The 21,232-nt window shown below is 59.4% G+C and carries 22 protein-coding genes; 12 read left to right on the top strand and 10 right to left on the bottom strand.

Going from position 1 to position 21,232, the window contains the following annotated elements; all coding sequences use genetic code 11:
- The first annotated feature begins 149 nt into the window (after nt 1-149).
- The 8 genes from JKL48_RS02330 to coaE all read left to right on the top strand — a co-directional run bounded on the left by JKL48_RS02330 (nt 150) and on the right by coaE (nt 6,435).
- Nucleotides 150-1,241: a Glu/Leu/Phe/Val dehydrogenase gene (locus tag JKL48_RS02330; protein WP_201977995.1), complete on the top strand. Its 1,092-nt coding sequence runs from the start codon at nt 150-152 to the stop codon at nt 1,239-1,241.
- Between the two features lie 90 nt (nt 1,242-1,331).
- Entirely contained in the window at nt 1,332-2,528 is a 1,197-nt protein-coding gene (gene nusB, locus JKL48_RS02325; protein ID WP_201977992.1) for a transcription antitermination factor NusB, read from the top strand.
- 224 nt (nt 2,529-2,752) lie between these two features.
- Entirely contained in the window at nt 2,753-3,064 is a 312-nt protein-coding gene (locus JKL48_RS02320; RefSeq protein WP_201977990.1) for a YtxH domain-containing protein, read from the top strand.
- A gap of 129 nt (nt 3,065-3,193) precedes the next feature.
- On the top strand, nt 3,194-4,192 hold the full coding sequence (locus JKL48_RS02315; RefSeq protein ID WP_201977988.1) for an isocitrate/isopropylmalate dehydrogenase family protein: 999 nt from the start codon (nt 3,194-3,196) through the stop codon (nt 4,190-4,192).
- 64 nt (nt 4,193-4,256) lie between these two features.
- On the top strand, nt 4,257-4,769 hold the full coding sequence (locus JKL48_RS02310) for a DUF1573 domain-containing protein (RefSeq protein WP_201977987.1): 513 nt from the start codon (nt 4,257-4,259) through the stop codon (nt 4,767-4,769).
- An 11-nt stretch (nt 4,770-4,780) separates the two neighbouring features.
- Nucleotides 4,781-5,110, top strand: coding sequence for a preprotein translocase subunit YajC (gene yajC / locus JKL48_RS02305; protein ID WP_201977985.1), 330 nt, complete (start codon nt 4,781-4,783; stop codon nt 5,108-5,110).
- A 3-nt stretch (nt 5,111-5,113) separates the two neighbouring features.
- Nucleotides 5,114-5,800, top strand: a complete 687-nt coding sequence (locus JKL48_RS02300; protein WP_201977982.1) for a YbbR-like domain-containing protein — start codon at nt 5,114-5,116, stop codon at nt 5,798-5,800.
- Between the two features lie 29 nt (nt 5,801-5,829).
- The gene (gene coaE / locus JKL48_RS02295) at nt 5,830-6,435 is read left to right on the top strand and encodes a dephospho-CoA kinase (protein WP_201977981.1); all 606 of its coding nucleotides are present in this window, start codon (nt 5,830-5,832) and stop codon (nt 6,433-6,435) included.
- Between the two features lie 52 nt (nt 6,436-6,487).
- Here coaE and JKL48_RS02290 read toward each other — a convergent pair whose 3' ends face one another.
- The gene (locus JKL48_RS02290) at nt 6,488-6,808 is read right to left on the bottom strand and encodes an ArsR/SmtB family transcription factor (protein ID WP_046244304.1); all 321 of its coding nucleotides are present in this window, start codon (nt 6,806-6,808) and stop codon (nt 6,488-6,490) included.
- A gap of 268 nt (nt 6,809-7,076) precedes the next feature.
- Between JKL48_RS02290 and JKL48_RS02285 the strand changes: the two genes are divergently transcribed.
- The 3 genes from JKL48_RS02285 (at nt 7,077) to JKL48_RS02275 (ending at nt 10,774) form a co-directional block, all read left to right on the top strand.
- Nucleotides 7,077-8,306 (top strand): Glu/Leu/Phe/Val dehydrogenase dimerization domain-containing protein, encoded by a 1,230-nt coding sequence (locus JKL48_RS02285; protein WP_201977978.1) that lies wholly within the window; start codon nt 7,077-7,079, stop codon nt 8,304-8,306.
- A gap of 411 nt (nt 8,307-8,717) precedes the next feature.
- Nucleotides 8,718-9,431: an LOG family protein gene (locus tag JKL48_RS02280; protein ID WP_394368843.1), complete on the top strand. Its 714-nt coding sequence runs from the start codon at nt 8,718-8,720 to the stop codon at nt 9,429-9,431.
- A 152-nt stretch (nt 9,432-9,583) separates the two neighbouring features.
- Nucleotides 9,584-10,774, top strand: a complete 1,191-nt coding sequence (locus tag JKL48_RS02275) for a lycopene cyclase family protein (protein WP_201977974.1) — start codon at nt 9,584-9,586, stop codon at nt 10,772-10,774.
- 155 nt (nt 10,775-10,929) lie between these two features.
- On the opposite strand, the gene JKL48_RS02270 is transcribed toward JKL48_RS02275, so the two are convergent.
- The 3 genes from JKL48_RS02270 to JKL48_RS02260 form a co-directional block, all read right to left on the bottom strand.
- Nucleotides 10,930-11,589 (bottom strand): ABC transporter ATP-binding protein, encoded by a 660-nt coding sequence (locus JKL48_RS02270; protein ID WP_236668560.1) that lies wholly within the window; start codon nt 11,587-11,589, stop codon nt 10,930-10,932.
- 139 nt (nt 11,590-11,728) lie between these two features.
- Nucleotides 11,729-11,950, bottom strand: coding sequence for a DUF2795 domain-containing protein (locus JKL48_RS02265; protein ID WP_035561220.1), 222 nt, complete (start codon nt 11,948-11,950; stop codon nt 11,729-11,731).
- A gap of 102 nt (nt 11,951-12,052) precedes the next feature.
- The gene (locus JKL48_RS02260; RefSeq protein ID WP_201977972.1) at nt 12,053-13,372 is read right to left on the bottom strand and encodes a DUF349 domain-containing protein; all 1,320 of its coding nucleotides are present in this window, start codon (nt 13,370-13,372) and stop codon (nt 12,053-12,055) included.
- Nucleotides 13,373-13,698: 326 nt separating this feature from the next.
- Here JKL48_RS02260 and ettA point away from each other — a divergent pair, with 326 nt between their 5' ends.
- Entirely contained in the window at nt 13,699-15,363 is a 1,665-nt protein-coding gene (ettA, locus tag JKL48_RS02255; protein ID WP_201977971.1) for an energy-dependent translational throttle protein EttA, read from the top strand.
- Between the two features lie 77 nt (nt 15,364-15,440).
- Here ettA and JKL48_RS02250 read toward each other — a convergent pair whose 3' ends face one another.
- From JKL48_RS02250 to JKL48_RS02225, 6 genes are all read right to left on the bottom strand, one after another.
- Nucleotides 15,441-17,186 (bottom strand): T9SS type A sorting domain-containing protein, encoded by a 1,746-nt coding sequence (locus JKL48_RS02250; RefSeq protein ID WP_201977967.1) that lies wholly within the window; start codon nt 17,184-17,186, stop codon nt 15,441-15,443.
- Nucleotides 17,187-17,569: 383 nt separating this feature from the next.
- Nucleotides 17,570-17,755 (bottom strand): hypothetical protein, encoded by a 186-nt coding sequence (locus JKL48_RS02245; protein ID WP_201977959.1) that lies wholly within the window; start codon nt 17,753-17,755, stop codon nt 17,570-17,572.
- A gap of 189 nt (nt 17,756-17,944) precedes the next feature.
- Nucleotides 17,945-18,571 carry a helix-turn-helix transcriptional regulator gene (locus tag JKL48_RS02240; protein ID WP_201977958.1) on the bottom strand — a complete coding sequence of 209 codons (627 nt, stop codon included), beginning with the start codon at nt 18,569-18,571 and terminating at the stop codon, nt 17,945-17,947.
- 275 nt (nt 18,572-18,846) lie between these two features.
- Nucleotides 18,847-19,515: a zinc metallopeptidase gene (locus JKL48_RS02235; protein ID WP_201977956.1), complete on the bottom strand. Its 669-nt coding sequence runs from the start codon at nt 19,513-19,515 to the stop codon at nt 18,847-18,849.
- Between the two features lie 23 nt (nt 19,516-19,538).
- On the bottom strand, nt 19,539-20,018 hold the full coding sequence (rfaE2, locus tag JKL48_RS02230; protein WP_201977955.1) for a D-glycero-beta-D-manno-heptose 1-phosphate adenylyltransferase: 480 nt from the start codon (nt 20,016-20,018) through the stop codon (nt 19,539-19,541).
- Nucleotides 20,019-20,150: 132 nt separating this feature from the next.
- Entirely contained in the window at nt 20,151-21,197 is a 1,047-nt protein-coding gene (locus JKL48_RS02225) for a lysylphosphatidylglycerol synthase transmembrane domain-containing protein (protein ID WP_201977954.1), read from the bottom strand.
- Nucleotides 21,198-21,232: the final 35 nt, after the last annotated feature.

Below are 21,232 nucleotides of genomic sequence, written 5' to 3'. Positions count from 1 at the left end.
TAATTATTTACTTAAGCAGTAGAGATGCTTCGGCAGGCTCAGCATGACGTTCTGGATTTTCGTACAAGCCCAAAGACCCAACAAAGTTACGCCGCACTGTTCCCAACCATCCATTCCAACAATTCCCACCAACCTCAATCCATTTCACAATGATTGAAACCCAAATCCTGGCGCCTGAAACCATTTTTGGTCAGATTGCCGAACACCAGCACGAGCAAGTCGTGTTTTGCCACGACCACGAGACGGGCCTCAAGGCCATTATCGGCATTCACAACACTGTGCTGGGGCCGGCTTTGGGCGGCACCCGCATGTGGCACTACGCCAGCGAGCAGGAAGCGCTGAACGATGTGCTGCGCCTCTCGCGCGGAATGACCTACAAGGCGGCCATCTCGGGCCTGAACCTGGGCGGCGGCAAGGCCGTCATCATCGGCGATTTTAAAACGATGAAGACCGAGGCCTTGCTCCGCAAGTTTGGCCGCTTCGTGAACAACCTGAACGGCAAGTACATCACGGCCGAGGATGTAAACATGACCACCAAGGACATGGAGTACATCCGCATGGAAACCAAGCATGTAGCCGGCCTGCCCGAGAGCATGGGCGGCTCCGGCGACCCGTCGCCCGTGACGGCCTATGGCGTGTATATGGGCATGAAAGCCGCCGCTAAAAAAGCCTACGGCTCGGAGAACCTGGCCGGCAAGCGCATTGGCGTGCAGGGCGTGGGCCACGTGGGCACTTACCTGCTGGAGCTGTTGCAAAAGGAAGGCGCCAAGCTCATCGTCACCGACTACTACCAGGACCGGGCGCTGGAAGCCGCCGCACGCTTCGGCGCAACTGCCGTGGGTCTGGACGAAATCTATGACCAGGAAATGGACATTTACTCGCCTTGTGCCCTGGGTGCTACCCTCAACGACGACACCATTGCGCGCCTGAAGTGCCAGGTGGTGGCGGGCTCGGCCAACAATCAGCTCAAAAATGAAACCGTGCACGGCCCCGAGCTGGTGCGGCGCGGCATCGTTTACGCCCCCGACTTCCTCATCAACGCCGGCGGCCTCATCAACGTGTATTCTGAAATTGTGGGCTCCAGCCGCCAGGGCGCCCTCACCCAAACCGAAAAGATTTACGACTTCACCCTTCAGGTATTGGCCAAGGCCGAAGAAGAGGGCACACACCCGCAGGCCGCCGCGCTCAAGCAAGCAAAGGAGCGCATCGCCAGCGTGGGCAAGGTGAAGTCGACCTACTAGTTGTTGGTTGCTGGTTGTCAGTTGTTAGCCCAGCCTATCAATTGACAACCAGCAACCAACAATTGACAACCAGCAACCAACAACTAACCCATGCTAAACCGCCGCCTCCTCCGTATCAAAGTCATGCAGTCGCTCTACTCCTACCACCAGGCGGTGGGAGCCGATTTTCTGCTGGCGCAGGACCGCATCGCGGCTGCTTTCGAGCCCGACCTGACGGCCAAAGAGGCCCCCGACCGCCGCAAGCTGGAAGGCCAGCGCAAGCTGGGCGAAGCCCAGCTGCGCGACTGGTACCGCACCGGCACGCCCCCCGAAAAAACGGACGACAAAGCCGTGGACAAGGCCGTGGCCGACGCCATCAACTCCTTTCAGAACCAGGTGAAGAAGGACGCTGACCTCTACGCCGGGCAGCTGCTGGTGGGCGCCGAAAGCATTCACGACCAGTACCTGCATTTGCTCAACCTGCCCGCGGCCCTGCTGGGGGTGCTGGAGGAAGAGCAAAGCCGCGAGGAGCGCCGCCGCCTGGGCCCGAGCGAAAACGCGCTGGACGCCAGCCGCCTGCACCAGAACAAAGCCATTGCCAAGCTGATGGCCAACGAGCAGCTGCAAAGCGCCACCATCCGCCGCAAGCTGGCCTGGGAAGGCACCGACGAAACCGAAGCCCTCACCGCCGCCTGGCAGGAAATGAAGGCCGACGAAACCATCCTCGCCTACCTGGCCGGCAAGCCGACCGACGTGGCCGAGATGGACTACGACACCGACCTGGAAATCCTGCGCCACATCTACAAGGACTTCGTGTTCAAAGGGGATGCGCTGCCGCGCCAGCTCGAATCGGCGGATTTGAACTGGGAGGAAAACCGGCCCATCGTGCGCAACCTGGTGCTGAAGACGCTGAAAATGCTGCCCTTCGGCGCCGACGAGAAGCAAGAGCTCATGAACCTCTCGGCCAACTGGACCGACGACCGCGAATTTGCCGAGACGCTCTACAAGCAAACGCTTATTGAGGACGACAAGATGGAGAAGCTCATCGCCGGCTCGGTGCAGAACTGGGACGTGGAGCGCGTGGCGCTGCTCGATAAAATCATCCTGAAAATGGCCCTCACCGAGATGCAGCTGTTCCGCGGTATCCCGGTGAAAGTCACCATCAACGAGTACATTGAAATCAGCAAGCTCTACAGCACGCCCAAGAGCAAGCAGTTTGTAAACGGTATTCTGGACAAGCTGGCGACGGATTTGGCCGCCAGCGGCGACATTCGCAAATCGGGCCGCGGCCTGCTGGATAACCAGTAATCGGCTTGCCGGTTAAGGCTGAGTGGAACGTCATGCAGCGCGCCGCGCAGCATCTTGCTCGCTTCGTTGCCAGAAGTAATTATTACTATTGCACGCCAGACGCTGCGCTGCATGACGTGCTAACCTGACGTTCCATCAGCCACCTTTGCATCTACCGCCGCGTTTCTGCGTAGGCAGCCCTGAAAACATTCTCACCTTCTCTTCCCTCAATTCATTCGACGACCATGGCCAGCAAAACCACCACCGGCATCCTGTGCTTCGCGGGCGGCGCCCTCACCGGCGCGGCCCTTGGCTTGCTCTATGCCCCCGAACCCGGCACCGAAACCCGCTCCTGGCTCAGCTACCAGCTGGAAAAATACCGCTCCGTACTGGCCGACCTCACCGACAGCCTCGTAACCAGCCGCGAAGGCGTGGGGCAGTCCTCGGCCAAAAGCGAAGGCCAGCGCGTGATTTCCGATGCCAAGTCCAAAGCCGAACAGCTGCTCGGCGATGTCGACCAGCTTATCAATCAAATCAATTCCCGCAAGGGCGCTTAATTTTTTTTACGGGTGCCTAAGTAGTTGACGGAATGGGAGAATGGGTGAGTGACCGATGAAAATTCAGTCCTCGCTCATTCACTCATTCCGTTCTTTGCTTTCTCATTCAGTCATTCATTACCCAGTACGATGCACGTAGTAACCCTTATTCCCGGCGATGGCATAGGCCCCGAAATCACGAAAGCGGTAACTGATATTTTTGCCGCCGCGCAGGTTCCGGTGCAGTGGGAAGAGCAGAATGCGGGGCAAACCACGTTCGACCAATCGGGCGAGTTGATTCCGAATGCTCTGCTCAAGTCGCTGGAGAAGAATAAGGTGGCCCTCAAAGGTCCGATTACGACGCCGGTTGGCAAAGGCTTCCGCAGCATCAACGTGACGCTGCGTCAGAAGTACGACCTCTACCAGAATGTGCGCCCTAGCAAGACCACGCCGGGCATCCACACCCGCTACGAAGGCATTGATTTGGTGCTGTTTCGCGAAAACACCGAGGGGCTGTACTCTGGCCTCGAAATGTGGGACGAGCGCCTCGGCATTGCCGATGCCATTGCCCGCGTCACGGTGGAGGGCTCGCGCAAAATCTGCCGCGCCGCTTTCGCCTACGCCGCCAAGCACGGCCGCAAAAAGGTGACGCTGGCCCACAAAGCCAACATCATTAAAATGGCCGGCACGCTGATGCTCAACGCCTGCAAAGAGGCCAGCCTGGAGTATCCGCAGATTGTGTTCGAGGATAAAATCATCGATAACATGTGCATGCAGCTGGTGGGCAAGCCCGAGCAGTTCGACGTGATTGTGACCACCAACCTGTTTGGCGACCTGCTGTCTGACCTCTGCGCCGGCCTTGTGGGCGGTCTGGGCGTGGTGGCTGGGGCCAACATCGGCGACAACATGGCCATTTTTGAAGCCGTGCACGGTTCGGCCCCGGACATTGCTGGCCAGGGCAAAGCCAACCCCACCGCGCTGCTCCGCTCGGCCATCATGATGCTGCACCACCTCGGCGAGCACGCCAAGGCAGAGCAAATCGACAAGGCCCTGGAAGCTACGCTGATGAGCCAAGAAGAATGCACCGGCGACCTCGGTGGCAAAGCCAGCACCAGCCAGTTCGCTCAAAGCATTATTGCTAAATTGTAATTTTTAGAATTTAGCTATCATCCTTCGCTGCGCTCAGGATGACAGCTAAATTCCTCTTTATCTTATGAAATACCAGATTCTTCTGGCGGCCACGCTCCTGCTGGCTGCCTGCAACAACGATAAAAAGGCAGAAGTGGGCACCGAAGGCATGAACGCCGCGGCCACCGAAGCGTCTGATGCCGCCAACCCTACGGTGGACAACCCCAACGTGGTGAGTGAAAACGAAACCTCAAACCCCAACGCGCCGGTGATGAAATTTGCCGAAGCGGAGTTTGATTTTGGTGATATTCAACCCGATAGCAAAGTCCACCATACCTTCACCTTCACCAACACTGGCAAAACGCCCTTGCTGATTGAAGACGCAACGGCCTCCTGCGGCTGCACCACGCCTAGCTGGACCAAGGAGCCGGTTGCGCCCGGTGCGGAAGGAAAAATGGAAGTGCAGTTCGACAGCCACGGCAAGCAGGGCATTATCAGCAAGCAGGTGGCCGTGCGGTCCAACACGCAGCCCAGCATTACCACCGTTCTCATCAAAGGCAACGTGTTGACAAACGACGGCGCCAAAAAGCCGCTTTAATTTTCAGGCCCATGCTTTCGATTTTACTCCTGCAAGCCACCGGCGGCACCGATTATACACAACTTATCCTGCCCATTGGCATGGGCCTGGTCGTGTATTTCTTTTTCATTCGGCCCCAGCAGAAGCGCACGGCCGATGCGAAAGCCTTCCGGCAATCATTGGCGAAAGGCACGCGGGTGGTGACCATCGGCGGGCTGCACGGGCTGGTGGTGGACCTCACCGAGGACACTGTGGTGGTGGAAGTAGACCGGGGCACCAAGTTGCGCTTCGACCGCTCCGCCATTGCCCGCGAGGTGGGCGCCAAGGCCAGCACCGGCACCGATACGGTGGCTTCGGCCTAAGCCATGACGGGGCCGCTGACTCGGGCGGGCCGGCTGGTGCGCTGGTTCGTGCGGCCCTTTGCCGGGCAGGAAACCAGCTTCTACCGGGCCATCACGGCCTGCCTGCTGGCAGCAGGCTTGTTCTGGCAAATGAATGCTCTGAACAAAACGTACACCACCCGAATCAACTTCCCGCTGGCCTGGCACTACGACTCGGTGCATTACGTGCCGCTGCGCCCGCTGCCCACGGCCCTGCCGGTTACGGTCACGGGCCAGGGCTGGCGCCTGTTGCGGGCCAACCTAGGCTGGGGCACCCGGCCAGCCGACCTGCGCCCCGTGCCCCTGCCCGGCACCCGCTACCTGCCCGCCGATGCCTGGCGGCGCGGCCTGCAAAACGCCCTGGAAGGCGTGCAGGTAACCGAATGGGCCGGCGACACGCTCCGCCTCACGTTTGACCGCTATGCCAGCCGCCGGCTGCCGCTGGCTTTGCCCCCTGATTCGGCCCGGCACTATACTGCCCGCTTCACGCCCGCTCAGGTTACGTTTCGCGGTCCGGCCAGCTTGGTCAATGCCCTGCCCAACCCCTACCCCGTGACGCCGTTGACCACTTCGGCCCACAGCAAAACCGAAGAAGCCGATGTGCCGGTCAGCACGGCGTCGCGCATTCACGCGTCGGTATCTACGGTGCACCTGCTCCAAACGCGCCGCTGAAACAACTGTTTTCATTTTCCCCTCTTCTCATGCTACGCATTGGCATCACCGGCGGCATTGGCTCGGGCAAAAGCATTGCCAGCCGCTTGTTTCACGCGCTGGGCGTGCCGATTTACGATGCCGACACCCGCGCCCGCTGGGTGATGGAAAACGACCTGGTGCTACGCCAGCAGCTTGTTGATGCATTTGGTCCCGACACGTACGACGCGGCGGGGAAGCTGAACCGCCCGCTCCTGGCCGGCACCGTATTCAACAACCCGGCCTTGCTGGCGCAGCTCAACGCCTTGGTGCATCCGCGGGTGGGGCTCGATTTTGAGCATTGGGCCAGCGCGCAGCAGCAGGCCGGCCATCCCTACGTGCTCAAAGAGGCCGCGCTGCTTTTCGAAGCCGGCTCGTACAAGCAGCTCGACCGCATCATCACGGTGTTTGCGCCGCTGCCGGTGCGCCAGGCCCGCGTGCTGCGGCGCGACCCACACCGCTCCCCGGCCGATGTGCTGGCCATTATGGGCAAACAGCTCAGCGAAGAGGAAAAAATGCAGCGGGCCACCTACGTGCTCACCAACGACGACGTGCAGCCATTGCTGCCCCAGGTGCTGGCCTTGCACACGGCATTTAGCGCACCGCAGGGCACATAAAAAAGGCTGCCTCTTCCGAAACAGCCTCCTTCTGATGGGCAAAACCGGCTACTTACAGCTTGCCGGAGTAATCTTCCAGGGTATCAATCACTTTCAGCAATTGGGGCACCGCCAGGGAGTAATAAATCTTCGTGCCGATTTTGCTGGACTTCAATACGCCCCGGTCTTTCAGGGTGATGAGGTGCTGCGAGGCGATGGCCTGGGGCAGGTCGAGGGCCTGGTAGATGTCGGTTACGGACATTTGGCTGTCTTTGCCTTTGGTTTTACCAAGTAAATCAACAATGGCCAGACGCTTGGGATGAGAGAGAACCTTGAGCATAGCCGCAGCACGGTCCAACTGTTGCGCTTCTACACGCGAATGCAATGGTTTCATGAAGTGAATAAAAAGTGAGGGGGGAAATGGAATATGAATTGGTGTGTGAAAGAGTAGAATAAATGCAATACGTTGTTACTACTCCCGTTAGTTCCTATGCAAGAATGCAAAATAGATAGCAAAGGTAATCATTATTTAAAATACAATAATATTCAATCATTTTACTTTTCAAATCAACACGAGCCGAATTTTCTGTACTGCTTCGGGTTGGGGCCTACCTTTGCGGAGCAGCCTGTTTTGGCAGCAATCCTTACCGTAAACCCGCCCGATGCTTGAGCTACTGACGAAATTTGAAAACAAACGCCCCGAAATAGTTTTCGAGTGGAAAGACTCCGAAACCGAAGCCGAAGGGTGGGTAGTCATCAATTCGTTGCGGGGCGGAGCAGCCGGGGGCGGCACCCGCATGCGCAAGGGGCTGGATAAGCGGGAGGTCGAGAGCTTGGCAAAAACGATGGAGGTCAAGTTTACGGTGTCGGGGCCGGCCATTGGTGGAGCAAAGTCGGGCATCAACTTCGACCCGCAGGACCCGCGCAAGCGCGGGGTATTGGAACGCTGGTACCGGGCCGTTATCCCGCTTCTGAAAAATTACTACGGCACCGGTGGGGACCTTAACGTAGACGAGATACATGAGGTTATCCCTATTACTGAAGAATACGGACTTTGGCACCCGCAGGAAGGCGTGGTAAACGGCCACTACCGGGCCACCGAACCCCAAAAAATCCAGAAACTGGGGCAGCTCCGGCAGGGCGTCATCAAGGTGGTGGAAGACGCGGCATTCTCGCCCAACCTGGCCCGCAAATACACCGTGGCCGACCTCATCACCGGCTACGGCGTGGCCGAGGCCGTGCGCCACTACTACCGCCTGTGGCCCGGCACCGACCTGCGCGGACAGCGCGCCGTTGTGCAGGGCTGGGGCAACGTGGGCGCGGCGGCCGCCTACTACCTGGCCGGCCAGGGGGTGCGCATCGTGGGCATCATCGACCGGGCCGGAGGCTTGCTGAGCACCGAGGGCTTTGGTTTGGAGGAAATTCGGGCGCTGCTGCTGGCCCGCAAGGGCAACGCCCTGACAGCCGATAAACTGCTATCGTTTGAGGAAGTGAACGAAAAAATCTGGTCCATCGGGGCCGATATTTTTATTCCGGCCGCCTCGTCGCGTCTGGTGGCGCGGGGGCAGGTGGAACAGTTGTTGGCCGGCGGCCTCAAAGTCATCAGCTGCGGAGCCAATGTGCCCTTTGCCGACCCCGAAATTTTCTTTGGGCCCACCGGCGTCTTTGCCGATGAGCGCACGGCCGTCATTCCCGATTTCATTGCCAACTGCGGCATGGCCCGCGTATTTGCCTACCTGATGGAAACCGGGGCCGAAATCACCGACCAAGCCATTTTTGCCGACACCTCGCACATCATCGGGGCCGCGCTCGAGCGTACGCACCGGGAAAATGCGCAGGCCACGGGCATCGCGCAGCGCTCGTTCGAAATGGCCCTGCGCCAGCTGGTGTAAGCGAGTAAGCGAAAACAGAACGTCATGCTGAGCGCAGTCGAAGCATCTCGCGTGCAATAGTAAACCTAGTCGAAAGGATTACTGCTGTATGCGAGATGCTTCAACTGCGCTCAGCATGACGTTTTTATAACTCCACTGAATCACTTAACCCGCAGCATTTTTATTTGGTAACAATTCGATAACTTTGACGCCCTACTTTTGGTCGCCCCATTTCCGGGGCGATTTTGTTTTTATTAGAATCCCACCATTGAACGTATGTCTACTCTGAAAAAGCCCAAAACCAGCAAAACCAAGGTTGCTGACGATATGCTGAACGCCGGCAGCGGCAAAACCATTAAGCAGCCCAACGTCAACGACGACAAGCTGACCTCCATCACGGAGATGCGCCAGACCGCCAACGGGCAAATCACTATGCCCATTGAGGACGAGCAGCGCCTGCGCAAAGCCTTCGTGGATAAGGACTGGAACGAAATCAAGATTGCCGACAGCTGGCAGATTTTTAAGGTGATGGCCGAGTTTGTGGAGGGCTTCGAAAAGATGTCCAAAATCGGGCCCTGCGTCAGCATTTTCGGCTCGGCCCGCACCAAGCCCGAAAACCAGTACTACCAGCTGGCCGAGGAGATTGCGGCCAAGCTGGTGCGCCACGGCTACGGCGTCATCACGGGTGGCGGCCCCGGCATCATGGAAGCCGGCAACAAAGGCGCCCGCGCCGAGGGCGGCAAGTCGGTGGGCCTCAACATTGAGCTGCCTTTCGAGCAAACCCACAACATCTACATCGACCAGGACAAGTGCATCAACTTCGACTACTTCTTTGTGCGCAAGGTGATGTTTGTGAAGTATGCGCAGGCCTTCGTGGGCATGCCCGGCGGCTTCGGCACGTTGGATGAGCTATTTGAGGCCATGACGCTGATTCAGACCAAGAAAATCAGCCGCTTCCCCATCGTGCTGGTGGGCTCGGCGTATTGGAACGGGCTGTTTGAATGGATTAAGAATGTGATGCTGCACGAGGAGCACAACATCTCGGCCGAGGACCTGAGCCTAGTGCAAATTGTGGACGATGCCAGCGAAGCCGTCAAAATCATCGACGACTTCTACCACAAGTACCTGCTGTCGCCGAATTTCTAGACCGCAGATTTTCGCAGATTTGACGGATAAAAACGGATTCTTTGCCGCACCGGCCAAACAGTTGATGAGAGAAGCCGCTTCTTCGGGAGCGGCTTTTTTTGTGGCTAGCTTCGCCGTTGCGTAGCCCTGGCTAGCTGCTCAAGCCCTTTTTCATGTCCTCCCCCACCAACCATTTATCCGAATACGATTACCTCATTGTGGGCGGCGGGGCAGCGGGCCTTAGTCTGGCGTATCACATTTCCCGCGAGCCCCGGCTAGCCGATAAGAAGGTGCTGCTCATCGAGCCCGATGCCAAAACCCGGAACGACCGAACCTGGTCGTTCTGGGCCGATGAGCCGGGGCTGTTTGATGGCATTGTAGCGCACGAATGGCGCAAATTTGCCTTTCGCAGCCCCGGTTTCGAGCGGGTGATTGATTTGGGTCGCTACCGCTACAAAACGATTAACGGGCTGGACTACTACCGTTTTGTGCACCGGGCAGTGGCCGCCAGTCCGCAGTTTGCAAGCATGCAGGGCGAAGTAACCCGATTGGCAAACACGCCCACCGGCGCAGTTGCCACCATCACCGACAGTGAAATAACAGCTCGCTACGCCTTCGACAGCCGCCCACCAAACCTGGCGGAGCTGAAGCAGCCGGAGAAGCACCGCTACCTGTTGCAGCACTTCGTGGGCTGGGAAATTGAAACCGAAACCGATGTATTTGACCCAACTACAGTAGAGTTTATGGACTTCCGCGGCGAGCAGCAGCACGAGGCGCGGTTTATGTACGTGCTGCCTTATTCGCCACGCAAGGCACTGGTGGAGTATACGTTGTTTTCGGAAACAGTGCTGCCAAAGGCCGAGTACGAAGCGGCCATTCGACATTACCTGACCAACACCCTAAAGCTCAAAAGCTACCAAATCACGGCCGAGGAAGCAGGCGCGATTCCCATGACCGACCACCCGCTACCGGCGCGCACGGGCCAGCACATCATCAATCTGGGCACGCGAGGTGGCCGAGCCAAACCCAGCACCGGCTACGCCTTCAAGCGCATTCAGCAGCATTCGGCACGTTTGGTGGCAGCGCTGGCAGCTACCGGCCGGCCGCCCGCCGATGCCACGGGCGACAACTGGCAATTCCGACTCTTCGATACGCTGCTGCTCGACATCATGCAGCGGCAGGGAGAAAGCACGCGCGACATTTTCCGACAGCTTTTCGAGCGCAATCCGGTTGAGCGCATCTTCCGTTTCCTCGATGAGCAAACTTCGTGGGCCGATAACCTGCGGGTGATGAATTCGGTATCGGCCGGCCCATTTATGCGGTCCATTGGGCAGGTGCTGCGCGGCCGACCGGGACGGCGATGAGTAAAAGGGACGTCATGCTGAGCGCAGTCAAAGCAACTCTACCGCGTGAGTAATCCAATCGGCAGGATTTACTTACACAGTAGAGATGCTTCGACTGCGCTCAGCATGACCGTTTCTTATTATTCCTCATTTTATTCCTCATTCATCGTTGCCCATTAAGCACCACGTTCCGGCGCTTGCTCCAGCCAGGCCTTAGCTTCCCGTACCGTAGCGGCCGAAATCGGGCGAAGCTGGGGTTCCGGCTCCGACAGGTTGAGCAGGTAGCCGGTTAGCTCCGGCAGGTTATCGAGGTCGTGGGTGCTGCACAGCACCGTTTTTTGCGCTACGGTAGCCCAGCTATGCACCAGCGTGAACACCTGCCGCCGGTAATACACATCGAGCTGCTGGGTTGGCTCGTCCAGCAGGTACATCTGGGCGTCTTGCAGGCTGAGTTGAGCCAGCCACACCAATTGCTGCTCACCGCCAGATAGTTCGGTGAAATCGCGGGCCGCCAAGTGGGCCATGCCCACGCGTTCGAGTGCCGCATCGGCGGCGGCATAGTCGGCCGGGGCATAGGCACTGAACAGGCCGTGGTGACGGTAGCGGCCCATCACCGTCAGCTCCCGCACCAAGATGGAAAAGCCTAGGCTGCCCCGTTGCGGCAGGTAGCCCAACAGGCCGGCCGTGGACGCCTGGCGCAATGTCCTTGCCTCTTGTCCCAGCAGTTTGATGCTGCCCTGGTACGGCAACTGCCCCGTAATGGCCCGAAACAGCGTGGTTTTGCCGCTGCCGTTGTGCCCCACCACCGCCACGAAAGCCGGCGCGGGCAGAGACAAAAAAAGGTTGCGGACCAACACCCTGCCGGGGTAGCCCGCAACCAGATTTTCTATTATTAATGAAGAATGAGGAGTGAGGAGTGAGGAATTTTGGGATGTTCCCAATTCGTCATTCTTCGCTCTTAATTCCTCATTCATGCTAATACTCGTCCTCGTTGAACATGAAGTCCTCCTTGGTCGGGTAGTCGGGCCATACTTCCTCGATGTTTTCGTAGGGTTGGCCGTCGTCTTCCAAGGCTTGCAGGTTCTCCACTACCTCCATGGGCGCGCCCGAGCGGATAGAAAAGTCAATCAGTTCGTCTTTGGTGGCGGGCCAGGGAGCATCTTCCAAGTAGGAAGCCAGTTCGAGTGTCCAATACATAGTGAAGTGGATAAAAAAAGGGTTGGCGAAGGTAATCGTTTCCTGGCAAGATACCAAGCCGGAAACCGTGCTGCAACCGACAACGCAAAAGGTTGGCCAAGGTTAGCCCGCAGCCTGGGCTTGCTGGGTAAATAAGACGATTAAATCGTTCTTGGTGCGAATTTTACGCTCGAAAGAGCGAATTTTGGTTTGCAGCATTTGCCGAAAGGCGTCATTGGCCGCGCTGGGGCTGAGCTTGTCGAGGTTGTCGCGCAGGGTGGCCAGCTCCTGGTGGTCGTCCTTGAGCAGTTCGCGCAGGGTACTGGCCCGGAAGCGGGCCCGCTCGGCGGGCGCAGTGGGCATGGGCGGCCCATCCGTGCGCTTGCGCAAGTGGTATTCGAGGGCGCTGAGCTCAAAAATCTTGTCGCAGGCCACCATGAAGCGCTGCCAGATGCGGTCCGACTCCTCGCCGCGCACGGTGCCTACCTGCTTCCACTCGGCTTGCAGGGCCTTGGCCTGGTGAATGGCCTCCTGCGGCGGCACGGCCATCAGGGCTTCGGCCCGGTCGGCGAGGGCGCGCTTGCGGGCCAGCAGCACCTCGGGCGAGGCCGGCGCGCCGGGTGCTCCCACGGCCTGCTGGGCGGCAATGTGCACCTTGAGCCGCTCGAAAAAGTGGTTGTTGGCGGCGCGAAAGCGCGTCCAGAGTTCCGACGCCTGCTTTTTGGGCAAGTTGCCGTTCACCTCGCGCCACTGCTGCTGCAGGAGCTTGAGCTGGCGCGAAGTGGTTTCGAACTGGTCGGAATTCTTCAGGTTTTCGGCTTGCTGAATCAGTTCGCGGTAGCGGTTTTGCACCCGCGAAACCATCGACTTCTTATCGGCCTGAAACGCTTTGCGGCGGTCAAAAAACACCTGAATGGCGGCCTGAAAACGACGCTCCAACTCATCGGTCATGGCCTTGTCGACGGGGCCGGTTTTGAGCCAGCCCTGGCGCAGGTCCTTCACCTTCTCGCTGGCCGACACCCATTCCACGCTTTCGCTCAGGGCTTCGGCTTCCTGAATAAAGCTGAGCTTGGTGGCCAGGTTGCGCTCGCGGTTGTGGGCCACGGTCACAGCAATGGCGGCTTCGGCCTCGCTGAGGCGGCGGTGCAGGCTGGCGAAATCGCCCAGGCCGTCGTAGGTCAGCAGCTGCTCTTTGAGGTGCTGGGCCTTCATCAGGAAGGAGCCTTTGTTGTCGCTGGCTTCCATTTTGGCCAGCAAGGCGTCTACTTTGGTGCGCAGGGCTTCGAAACGCTGGCCAAAATACCGCAGAGCGGCATCGTCCGTTTCTTTAACCAGGCCTATCTGGCGAGCGGGCTGGTTGAGCACCGGGCGTAGCCACACGCCGTCGGCTTCCACGTAGCCGTAGCGCTGGGCTTCGGCCAGCAAGTGGTCGGTTGGTTCCATACTAATTGGTAAGCTCGTGTTGGGAAGCTCGAGGGTAGGAGGGTGGGATATATGATTGAGCGGGCAGAAAGGGGGCTAAAGTTGGAACGTGGACCGGGAAGGAACTACAAGTTTACGGTAAAAAGGTGATGAAATGATGTGCTGACGCGGCGGGTTAGCCGATTCTCGATTGTGCGGGGAAGCCGAAACCAGATGCAGGTTCTCCCGACAGGTTTGCCGTTCTTTGCCCTGCCTTATCGCGGCAGCGGGCCTACGCACGCTGCGCAGCCGCCAGATTGGGCAAATCCTAGCACTTCCGCACACTTTTCATCCGCAAAGCCCTTCCCATGAGCGACCAGACCATCATTTTCAGCATGGCCGGCGTGAGTAAAATTTACCCGCCGCAGAAGCAAGTTCTTAAGAATATTTATCTGTCTTTTTTTTACGGCGCCAAAATCGGCGTGCTGGGTTTGAACGGCTCGGGCAAGTCGAGCCTGCTGAAAATCATTGCCGGCGTCGATAAGCAGTTTCAGGGCGAAGTAGTGTTTTCGCCCGGCTACTCGGTGGGCTACCTCGAGCAGGAGCCCCAGCTCGACCCCACTAAAACCGTGCGCGAGGTAGTGGAAGAAGGCGCCGCCGAAACCGTAGCTTTGCTGAAGGAATACGACGAAATTAACGAGGCCTTCGGGGCCGAGGACGCGGATTTCGACAAGTTGCTCGACCGCCAGGGCAAGGTGCAGGAGCGCCTCGACCAACTCGACGCCTGGAACCTCGACTCGAAGCTGGAGCGCGCCATGGACGCCCTGCGCACGCCGCCGCAGGAGGCCATTATCGGAACGCTCTCGGGGGGCGAGAAGCGCCGGGTGGCGCTGTGCCGCCTGCTGCTGCAAGAGCCCGACGTGCTGCTGCTGGACGAACCCACCAACCACCTCGACGCCGAAAGCGTGCTGTGGCTGGAACAACACCTGCAGCAATACAAAGGCACGGTCATCGCCGTGACTCACGACCGGTACTTCCTCGACAACGTGGCGGGCTGGATTCTGGAGCTGGACCGGGGCAGCGGCATTCCGTGGAAGGGCAATTATAGCAGCTGGCTGGAGCAGAAAACCGACCGCCTGGCCAAGGAAGAAAACCAGGAAAGCAAGCGCGCCAAAACCCTGCAGCGCGAGCTGGAATGGGTACGCATGTCGCCGAAAGCCCGGCAGAGCAAGGGCAAGGCCCGCCTGGCCAACTACGACAAGCTGGCCAGCGAGGAAGCAAAGGACAAGGAGCAAAAGCTGGAGCTGTTCATTCCGGACGGCCCGCGCCTGGGCGCGCAGGTCATTGAGGCCGAGGGCATCACCAAAGCGTTTGGCGACAAGCTGCTGTTTGAGAACCTGAGCTTTGCGCTGCCGCAGGGCGGCATCGTAGGCATCATCGGGCCGAACGGGGCGGGCAAAACCACGCTCTTCCGCCTCATCACGGAACAGATGCAACCTGACGCGGGCACGTTTGTGGTCGGGCCCACCGTCCAGACGGCCTACATCGACCAGCAGCACGACACGCTGGACGGCGCCAAGTCGGTGTTCGACACCATCACGGGCGGCACCGAAACCATGCTGCTGGCCGGCCGGCCGGTGAACTCCCGCGCCTACGTGAGCAAGTTCAATTTCGGCGGCGGCGACCAGGAGAAGAAAGTCGGCACGCTCTCGGGCGGCGAGAAAAACCGCGTGCACTTGGCCATGACGCTCAAGCAGGGCGCCAACCTGCTGCTGCTCGACGAGCCCACCAACGACCTGGACGTAAACGCCATCCGGGCGCTGGAAGACGCGCTGGAGAACTTCGCCGGCTGCGCCGTCATCATCAGTCACGACCGGTGGTTTCTGGACCGGCTGGCCACGCACATCCTGGCCTTCGAGGGCGACTCGGAGGTGGTGTGGTTCGAGGGCAACTTCTCGGACTACGAGGAAGCCAAGCGCAAGCGCCTGGGCGACGTGGAGCCCAAGCGCGTGCGGTACAAGAAGCTGGGGTAATTGCCCGTAAAAAAAGAAAGCGCCGTGCTGGGGAATTCCCTGACGCGGCGCTTCTTCTTTTTATCGGTTAACTCAAACTACTGTCGGCTCACCTTCTTTGTCAGGCGCTGGCCGGCATTCAAATACAGTACTTCGTAGAGCCCGGCGGGCAAGGCCTGGAGGCTAAACGAGGCCTGGGTTGAGCCTACCGGCGCCGCCCCGGCCAGCACCACGCGGCCCAGCGCGTCCAGGACCTGGAAGGTGGCGCCGACACTGGCCGCTGGGTAGCTCAGGGTGAGCTGGTCGGTGGTAGGATTGGGGAAAGCTTCGAGGGTGCGGGCGAGGGCCTGGGCCGGGTTGCTGGTGGCCAAAACGACGGTGGCGGCCAGGCCGTTGAGATAGTTTTCGAGGTTGGTGTAGCCGCCCGCACCAATAGCGTAGCGGTCGGTGGGGTCGTTCAGGTTCAGGCCGTGGGCGGTTTCGTAGGCGTCGGTCATGCCGTCATGGTCGGTGTCGGCGGGCGCGGGGCCGCAGGTGAGCACGGGCCAGGCGCCGGTGGTGAGGGCGTAGGCCGTGCCGTGCGGAAAGCCGCCCTGCACGTCGATGAAGCCCCCCGTCCGATTTTGCACGTCGCTGATAATGCGCTGGTCCAATAAATCGCGCGCCGGCAGCACGCACCCGGCATATTGCAGCACCGAGCTGTAGGCATCGGTAGCCGTTTGGGTCGTGATGGGCAGAAAGGAGAAAGGGGTGTTCACTTTGGACTGCACAGTATCGGCTGCCACGCCACCGCCCATCACCACGCCCTTCCAGTTGTGGGCCGTGATGGTGGACGAGCCATCCAGGTAGTTGCCCGTCAGGTACACCTGCGGATAGGGCAGAATGGGGGCCGTGGTTTGCTTGCTGGGGTTCAGAATACGGGTATGCGAGCTGCTGTTGGGGCCCCACTTGTAGTAGTTATTCACCATGTTGTAGTTGCCGCCCTCCCCGCCGTAGGTGTTGTTAATGCCCCAATTGTAGACGACGTTGTTGCGGAAGTCACAGTTTTCGGAGCCGATGGGCACGCCGTAGCGGGCGCCGTTCCAGCGCGGAGTGCGGCTGTTGCAGTGGGCAAACAGGTTGTGGTGAAACGAAGCGTAGCGCCCGCCCCAGATGCCGCCGTAGCCGTGGCGCTCGTAGTCCGTATCGCCGGTTTCGAAGTGGTAGGAGTAGTTCAGCGGCTCGCTGATGAGGTTCCATTGCAGGGTCATGCTGTCGGTGGTAGCGCCGTAGAAGGTGAAGGCTTCGTCGTCGCTCCAGCTCATGGTGCAGTGGTCGATGATAATGCGGCTGTGGTTGAGGCCCCCGAACGAGTCGTCGCCCCCGCTACCGTTCAGCGGGTTACCCGAGGCATCCACCAGCTTCTGGTTTTTATCGCCCATGCGGAAGCGCATAAAGCGCACGACCACGTTGTCGGTACTCACGGCCACCGGGTAATCGGCCAGACAAATGCCGTCGCCGGGAGCCGTTTGCCCCGCGATGGTGGTGTTGGGCCGCGAGATATTGAGTTTCGACGTGAGGTGAATGGTGCCGCACACCCGAAACACAATGGTGCGGGCCGTGGCCGTGGCCCCCAACGCATAGCGCAGCGTACCGGGCGTGTTGGTATCGGCCAGGCTCGTCACCTCAAACACCGTGGTGGGCACGGAGGCCGTGCCCCGGCCGCCGGTAACGTAGCGGCCCGCCCCTTCGGCCCCCGGAAAGGAGGGCAGGCGCTGAGCCAGGGCAGGAGCCGCCAGTCCAAGCAGGGCAGCACCAGCCACTAAACAGCGCCGGAGCGCTGCAGGAGTAAACAGATTCAGCATAATGAAGTGGGTTAAATTAGGGCAGCAAGTTGGCCATCCTCCTATGAGTATAAGGTGAAAATGCTGCGTTGGCAAGCGCAAAGCACTATAAACCAGCCGGTCCGGCCATTTTTTTCTTTGCACCACTCTTTCAGCCACTAACACACCTGCTCGCCAGCGTGCCATACCCAGAATCTCACTGCTGAGCTGCGTGCTTGCGTATAGCATCTCGCCTTGCTGGTGGTTTCTGCACCGCCTGAGCAATGTGGAGCCGAAGCGGGTACGGCATAAGAAGCTTGGGTACCAGTTGAGGAGAAAGTAAGACACAGCCTATCAGAACGGTCATGCTGCGCTTGTCGAAGCATGACCGTTCTGATGGAGGGACTATCCCGAATTAGCTGTTTTTAGCTGAAATACCCGAAATCATTCGCCAGCAGGCGGTGGATTTCGCCTTTCACGGCTTCGCGCAGGTCGGTCAGGCGGGTGAGGCGGCTTTGCAGCTCGGGGTACCAGGCGGCACCGGGGTTGCGCTGGGCGTAGGTGCAGATTCCGTTCCAAGGGCCGTGCGAGTTAGGGGTGTCCTCTGGCACCAGCACATGCACGTATTTTTTGCCGATGTGGTCTTCTGCCAGGTGCAGCAGGTCAGCTCCGGCCGCTATGCAACTGCAGAAAAGAGTGAGTAAGTAGCCGCATAACGCCGCCGTTCAATACTACGCCACAGGTTGATAAAGCAAGGCTTTTCTCACCCCTATTGCATCAGTGCCAGCACTGAAACCTGCTTATGCCACCCAGCCTTCGCGCACGGCGCGGGCAGCCAGCCCCACCAGTGTGCGGGTGCCCGCCTTTTGCAGCAGGTTGCGCCGATGGCTTTCCACGGTGCGCACGTTGATGAACAGGCGGTTGGCAATTTCCTCGTTGCAACAGTCGGCCACCACCAGGCGCAACACTTCCAGCTCCCGCCTGCTAAAGCCGTTTTGGATGGTATAAGGCGGGTTGAGGCGCGAGGGCACCGGCGCCTCCTTCGGCGGAGCATCCAGCCAGGGTGCCAGGGCGGCAGCCAGCGCGTGGGGTGGCACATGACTGGGCAGCAGCAGTTGCGTGCCGGGCCACGTCAGGGCATCGCTGCGCTGGGCGAGGGTGCGCGGGTCGGCCAGCACCAGCAGGCGCTGCGTGGGGCGCAGGCGGTGCAGGCGGTCCAGCAAGGCCGGCAGGGCCAGTCCGGGCAGGGCGCCGTCAAACACAATCAGCTCGAAAGTGTGGCGGGCCACTAGGTCGGGTACCTGCGTGGCATCGGCCGTGAGGGTGAGCTGTAGCTGGGGCCATTGCTCGCGCAATAAGGCCAGCAGGCCCTGCCGAAACAGGGTGGGCGGGGCCGCTACCAGAGCGGCCGGGGTAGACACAATCATGACGCAGGCAGAAAAAGGGACCCCGCGGCCGGCGACTGTGCTACCTGGAAAGGGTGATAGCAGCCGAACCGCAGTAAGAAGGAAGGCAGTTGCAAAGTAGCAGGTATAAGCCAATTATCAATAATTATTATTTTATATGTACCAATAGATGCGTTGTGAAACTTAAAGCATGTCGCTAATAAAGCAGCCTGCTGAGCATGAGTGCTTAACAAAAAAAGCCGCGGGCCTGCGATGCAGGCCGGCGGCTCCAAACCGTGGCAACGGGCGCAACGCCCCTAGCGGCGCCGCATAAAGATGTTGACGTAGTACAGCAACGAGGCCAGCGAAGCCAGCGCGGCGACCACATACGTCATGGCAGCCCACCATAGCGCATCTTGGGCCATGGCGTGCTCCTCGGCATTCACCACGCCGCGCTTATCCATCCAAGCCAAGGCGCGCCGCGAGGCGTCGAACTCAACCGGCAGCGTGATAAACGAAAACAGGGTGGTCAGGCCAAACAACGCAATGCCAATGCCCAACGGGTAGGGCGTGCGATTGATGGTGAAGAAGCCTATCAGCAAAATGATGGGCATGTAGCGCGACACCGCGCTAAGCGTGGGCACCAGCGCCGAACGAAACTGCAGCATGGAATACGCCGTGGCGTGCTGCACCGCGTGGCCGCACTCGTGGGCCGCAATGGCCGCCGCCGAGGCGCTCCGCTCCGCATACACGCCCTCGCTCAGGTTAACGGTTTTGTCGGCGGGGTTGTAGTGGTCGGTCAGCTGGCCGTCGGTGCTGATGACGCGCACGTCGTAGATGCCGTGGTCGGCCAGCATCTTGGCGGCGACTTCGGCCCCACTCAGCCCCGAACTCAACCGAATCTGGGCGTACTGTTTGAATTTGCTGCGCAGCCGCCACTGGATGCCCCAGCTAACGAACGTGAGCAGAATGAGCAGGAAATACATGATAAGGGAATGGGAAAAAACAGTTAGGTCGTGCGCAAAATGCGCTCAACAATGCGCGAGGTACTGTAGCCCGGCACCAACGGCACCGTGAGCACCTGCCCGCCTCGGTTCAACACGAATTCGTGGCCCACAATTCCGTCAATGGCGTAGTCGTCGCCCTTCACCAGCACGTCAGGCTGCACCAGTTCAATCAGGGCCAGCGGCGTGGGCTCGCCAAAAAGCACCACCGCATCTACAAAGGCCAGCGAGGCCAGGATGCGGGCCCGCGCCCCCTCGTCCTGAATGGGCCGGCCGGGCTTCAAACAGCTCACCGAAGCATCCGTATTGAGGCCGACCACCAAGGCATCGCCCAGGTGCCGGGCGTGCTCCAGATAGTCGACGTGGCCCAAGTGCAACAAATCGAAGCAACCGTTGGTGAACACCACTTTGCGCCCGGCAGCGCGCCAGTCCGCCACGGCGGCGGGCACCTGCTCCGGGGTCAGAATTTTATCCTTGGTCCACATGATACGCTGCGCTTAATGAAGAATTAAGAATAAGGAATGAGCAATTGACGCGGCTGTTTATTGAAGGATAAAAGCAGGATGAACCATCCCAATTCTTCATTCCTCATTCTTAATCCTTCATTAAGCGCAGCGTCACTCCGTCGTGAGCGGCTCGTCTGCCAGCGCTTCGGCTTCGGTCAGCACGCTGCCTTTGTCCACTGCGGCTACGGCAATGAAGCTGATGCCGCCCATCAGCACCACCAGCAGGGTTTGCGCGCCGTGCACCACCAGGGCGTAGGCAATGCCGGCCTCTTTGCTCACCCCATACACAATGAGTACCCCCTGCACCAGCACATGGAATGGCCCAATGCCGCCCGCCACCGGCGCGGCCATGCCAAAGGCACCAAACGTCAGCACGGCCAGGCCGGCCCGCATGTCGAGGTTATAAGTTTCCGGAAAACAGTAGAAGGCCAGGTAATCCATGAGGTAATACACGCCCCAGGTAAAGAGGGTATGAAACACGAACAGCCACTTGTTTTCCAGCTTTAGTACGCTGAATACGCCCGCCAACAAGCCTTTCACGAAGACAATGGCTTTGTTGAAAAACGCATTCTGGCGCAGGCGCTCCAAGTTGCGGAACAGAGCGACTCCGGCCACTACCAACAGAATCGCGCCCACAAAGCCGGCAATGAATAGTGGCAGCGGGTTGCGGGCCAGCGTTTCGTAGCGCCCCCCCAGTATTTCGACCGCTACAAACCTCCAGAAGGTATTAAAATCCAGTAACAGCAGCGTACTGAGCAGCCCTAACAAGACCAGCACGTCAATTACCCGTTCCGTCACCACCGTGCCAATGGCTACTTGCACCGGTACGCCGCTGGTGCGGCGCAGCACCGAGCAGCGAATGACTTCGCCCATGCGCGGCAGCACCAGGTTGGCCAGGTAGCCCACCATCATGGCGTGGTACACGGGCCAGTACGGTGCCGGAGTCTGCGAAGCCTTGAGCTGCATCTGCCAGCGGTAGGCCCGGCTAAAATAGCCCAGCGTCGACAGCGACAGCGTCAGCGCCAGCCAGAAATAATTGGCCGTGGCGATGTAATGCCCAATGCGCGAAAGGTCCTGCCCCCGTACCGCATACCACATCAGCGCGGCCGAAATACTCAGCAGCAGAGCATACTTTACGATGGTAACGAAATTCTTCAATGGTAATGGAAACGGATAGGGATGCCGTAAGCCGA

Source organism: Hymenobacter rubidus (assembly GCF_016734815.1).
GTDB lineage: Bacteria > Bacteroidota > Bacteroidia > Cytophagales > Hymenobacteraceae > Hymenobacter > Hymenobacter rubidus.
This window is presented reverse-complemented; position numbering and strand designations above follow the sequence as displayed.

What these genes read in the sequence shown, in the direction of transcription:
- JKL48_RS02330 (WP_201977995.1), top strand. Translation starts at nt 150, where the DNA reads ATGATTGAAACCCAAATCCTGGCGCCTGAAACCATTTTTGGTCAGATT.
- nusB (WP_201977992.1), top strand. Translation starts at nt 1,332, where the DNA reads ATGCTAAACCGCCGCCTCCTCCGTATCAAAGTCATGCAGTCGCTCTAC.
- JKL48_RS02320 (WP_201977990.1), top strand. Translation starts at nt 2,753, where the DNA reads ATGGCCAGCAAAACCACCACCGGCATCCTGTGCTTCGCGGGCGGCGCC.
- JKL48_RS02315 (WP_201977988.1), top strand. Translation starts at nt 3,194, where the DNA reads ATGCACGTAGTAACCCTTATTCCCGGCGATGGCATAGGCCCCGAAATC.
- JKL48_RS02310 (WP_201977987.1), top strand. Translation starts at nt 4,257, where the DNA reads ATGAAATACCAGATTCTTCTGGCGGCCACGCTCCTGCTGGCTGCCTGC.
- yajC (WP_201977985.1), top strand. Translation starts at nt 4,781, where the DNA reads ATGCTTTCGATTTTACTCCTGCAAGCCACCGGCGGCACCGATTATACA.
- JKL48_RS02300 (WP_201977982.1), top strand. Translation starts at nt 5,114, where the DNA reads ATGACGGGGCCGCTGACTCGGGCGGGCCGGCTGGTGCGCTGGTTCGTG.
- coaE (WP_201977981.1), top strand. Translation starts at nt 5,830, where the DNA reads ATGCTACGCATTGGCATCACCGGCGGCATTGGCTCGGGCAAAAGCATT.
- JKL48_RS02290 (WP_046244304.1), bottom strand. Translation starts at nt 6,808, where the DNA reads ATGAAACCATTGCATTCGCGTGTAGAAGCGCAACAGTTGGACCGTGCT.
- JKL48_RS02285 (WP_201977978.1), top strand. Translation starts at nt 7,077, where the DNA reads ATGCTTGAGCTACTGACGAAATTTGAAAACAAACGCCCCGAAATAGTT.
- JKL48_RS02280 (WP_394368843.1), top strand. Translation starts at nt 8,718, where the DNA reads ATGCCCATTGAGGACGAGCAGCGCCTGCGCAAAGCCTTCGTGGATAAG.
- JKL48_RS02275 (WP_201977974.1), top strand. Translation starts at nt 9,584, where the DNA reads ATGTCCTCCCCCACCAACCATTTATCCGAATACGATTACCTCATTGTG.
- JKL48_RS02265 (WP_035561220.1), bottom strand. Translation starts at nt 11,950, where the DNA reads ATGTATTGGACACTCGAACTGGCTTCCTACTTGGAAGATGCTCCCTGG.
- JKL48_RS02260 (WP_201977972.1), bottom strand. Translation starts at nt 13,372, where the DNA reads ATGGAACCAACCGACCACTTGCTGGCCGAAGCCCAGCGCTACGGCTAC.
- ettA (WP_201977971.1), top strand. Translation starts at nt 13,699, where the DNA reads ATGAGCGACCAGACCATCATTTTCAGCATGGCCGGCGTGAGTAAAATT.
- JKL48_RS02250 (WP_201977967.1), bottom strand. Translation starts at nt 17,186, where the DNA reads ATGCTGAATCTGTTTACTCCTGCAGCGCTCCGGCGCTGTTTAGTGGCT.
- JKL48_RS02240 (WP_201977958.1), bottom strand. Translation starts at nt 18,571, where the DNA reads ATGATTGTGTCTACCCCGGCCGCTCTGGTAGCGGCCCCGCCCACCCTG.
- JKL48_RS02235 (WP_201977956.1), bottom strand. Translation starts at nt 19,515, where the DNA reads ATGTATTTCCTGCTCATTCTGCTCACGTTCGTTAGCTGGGGCATCCAG.
- rfaE2 (WP_201977955.1), bottom strand. Translation starts at nt 20,018, where the DNA reads ATGTGGACCAAGGATAAAATTCTGACCCCGGAGCAGGTGCCCGCCGCC.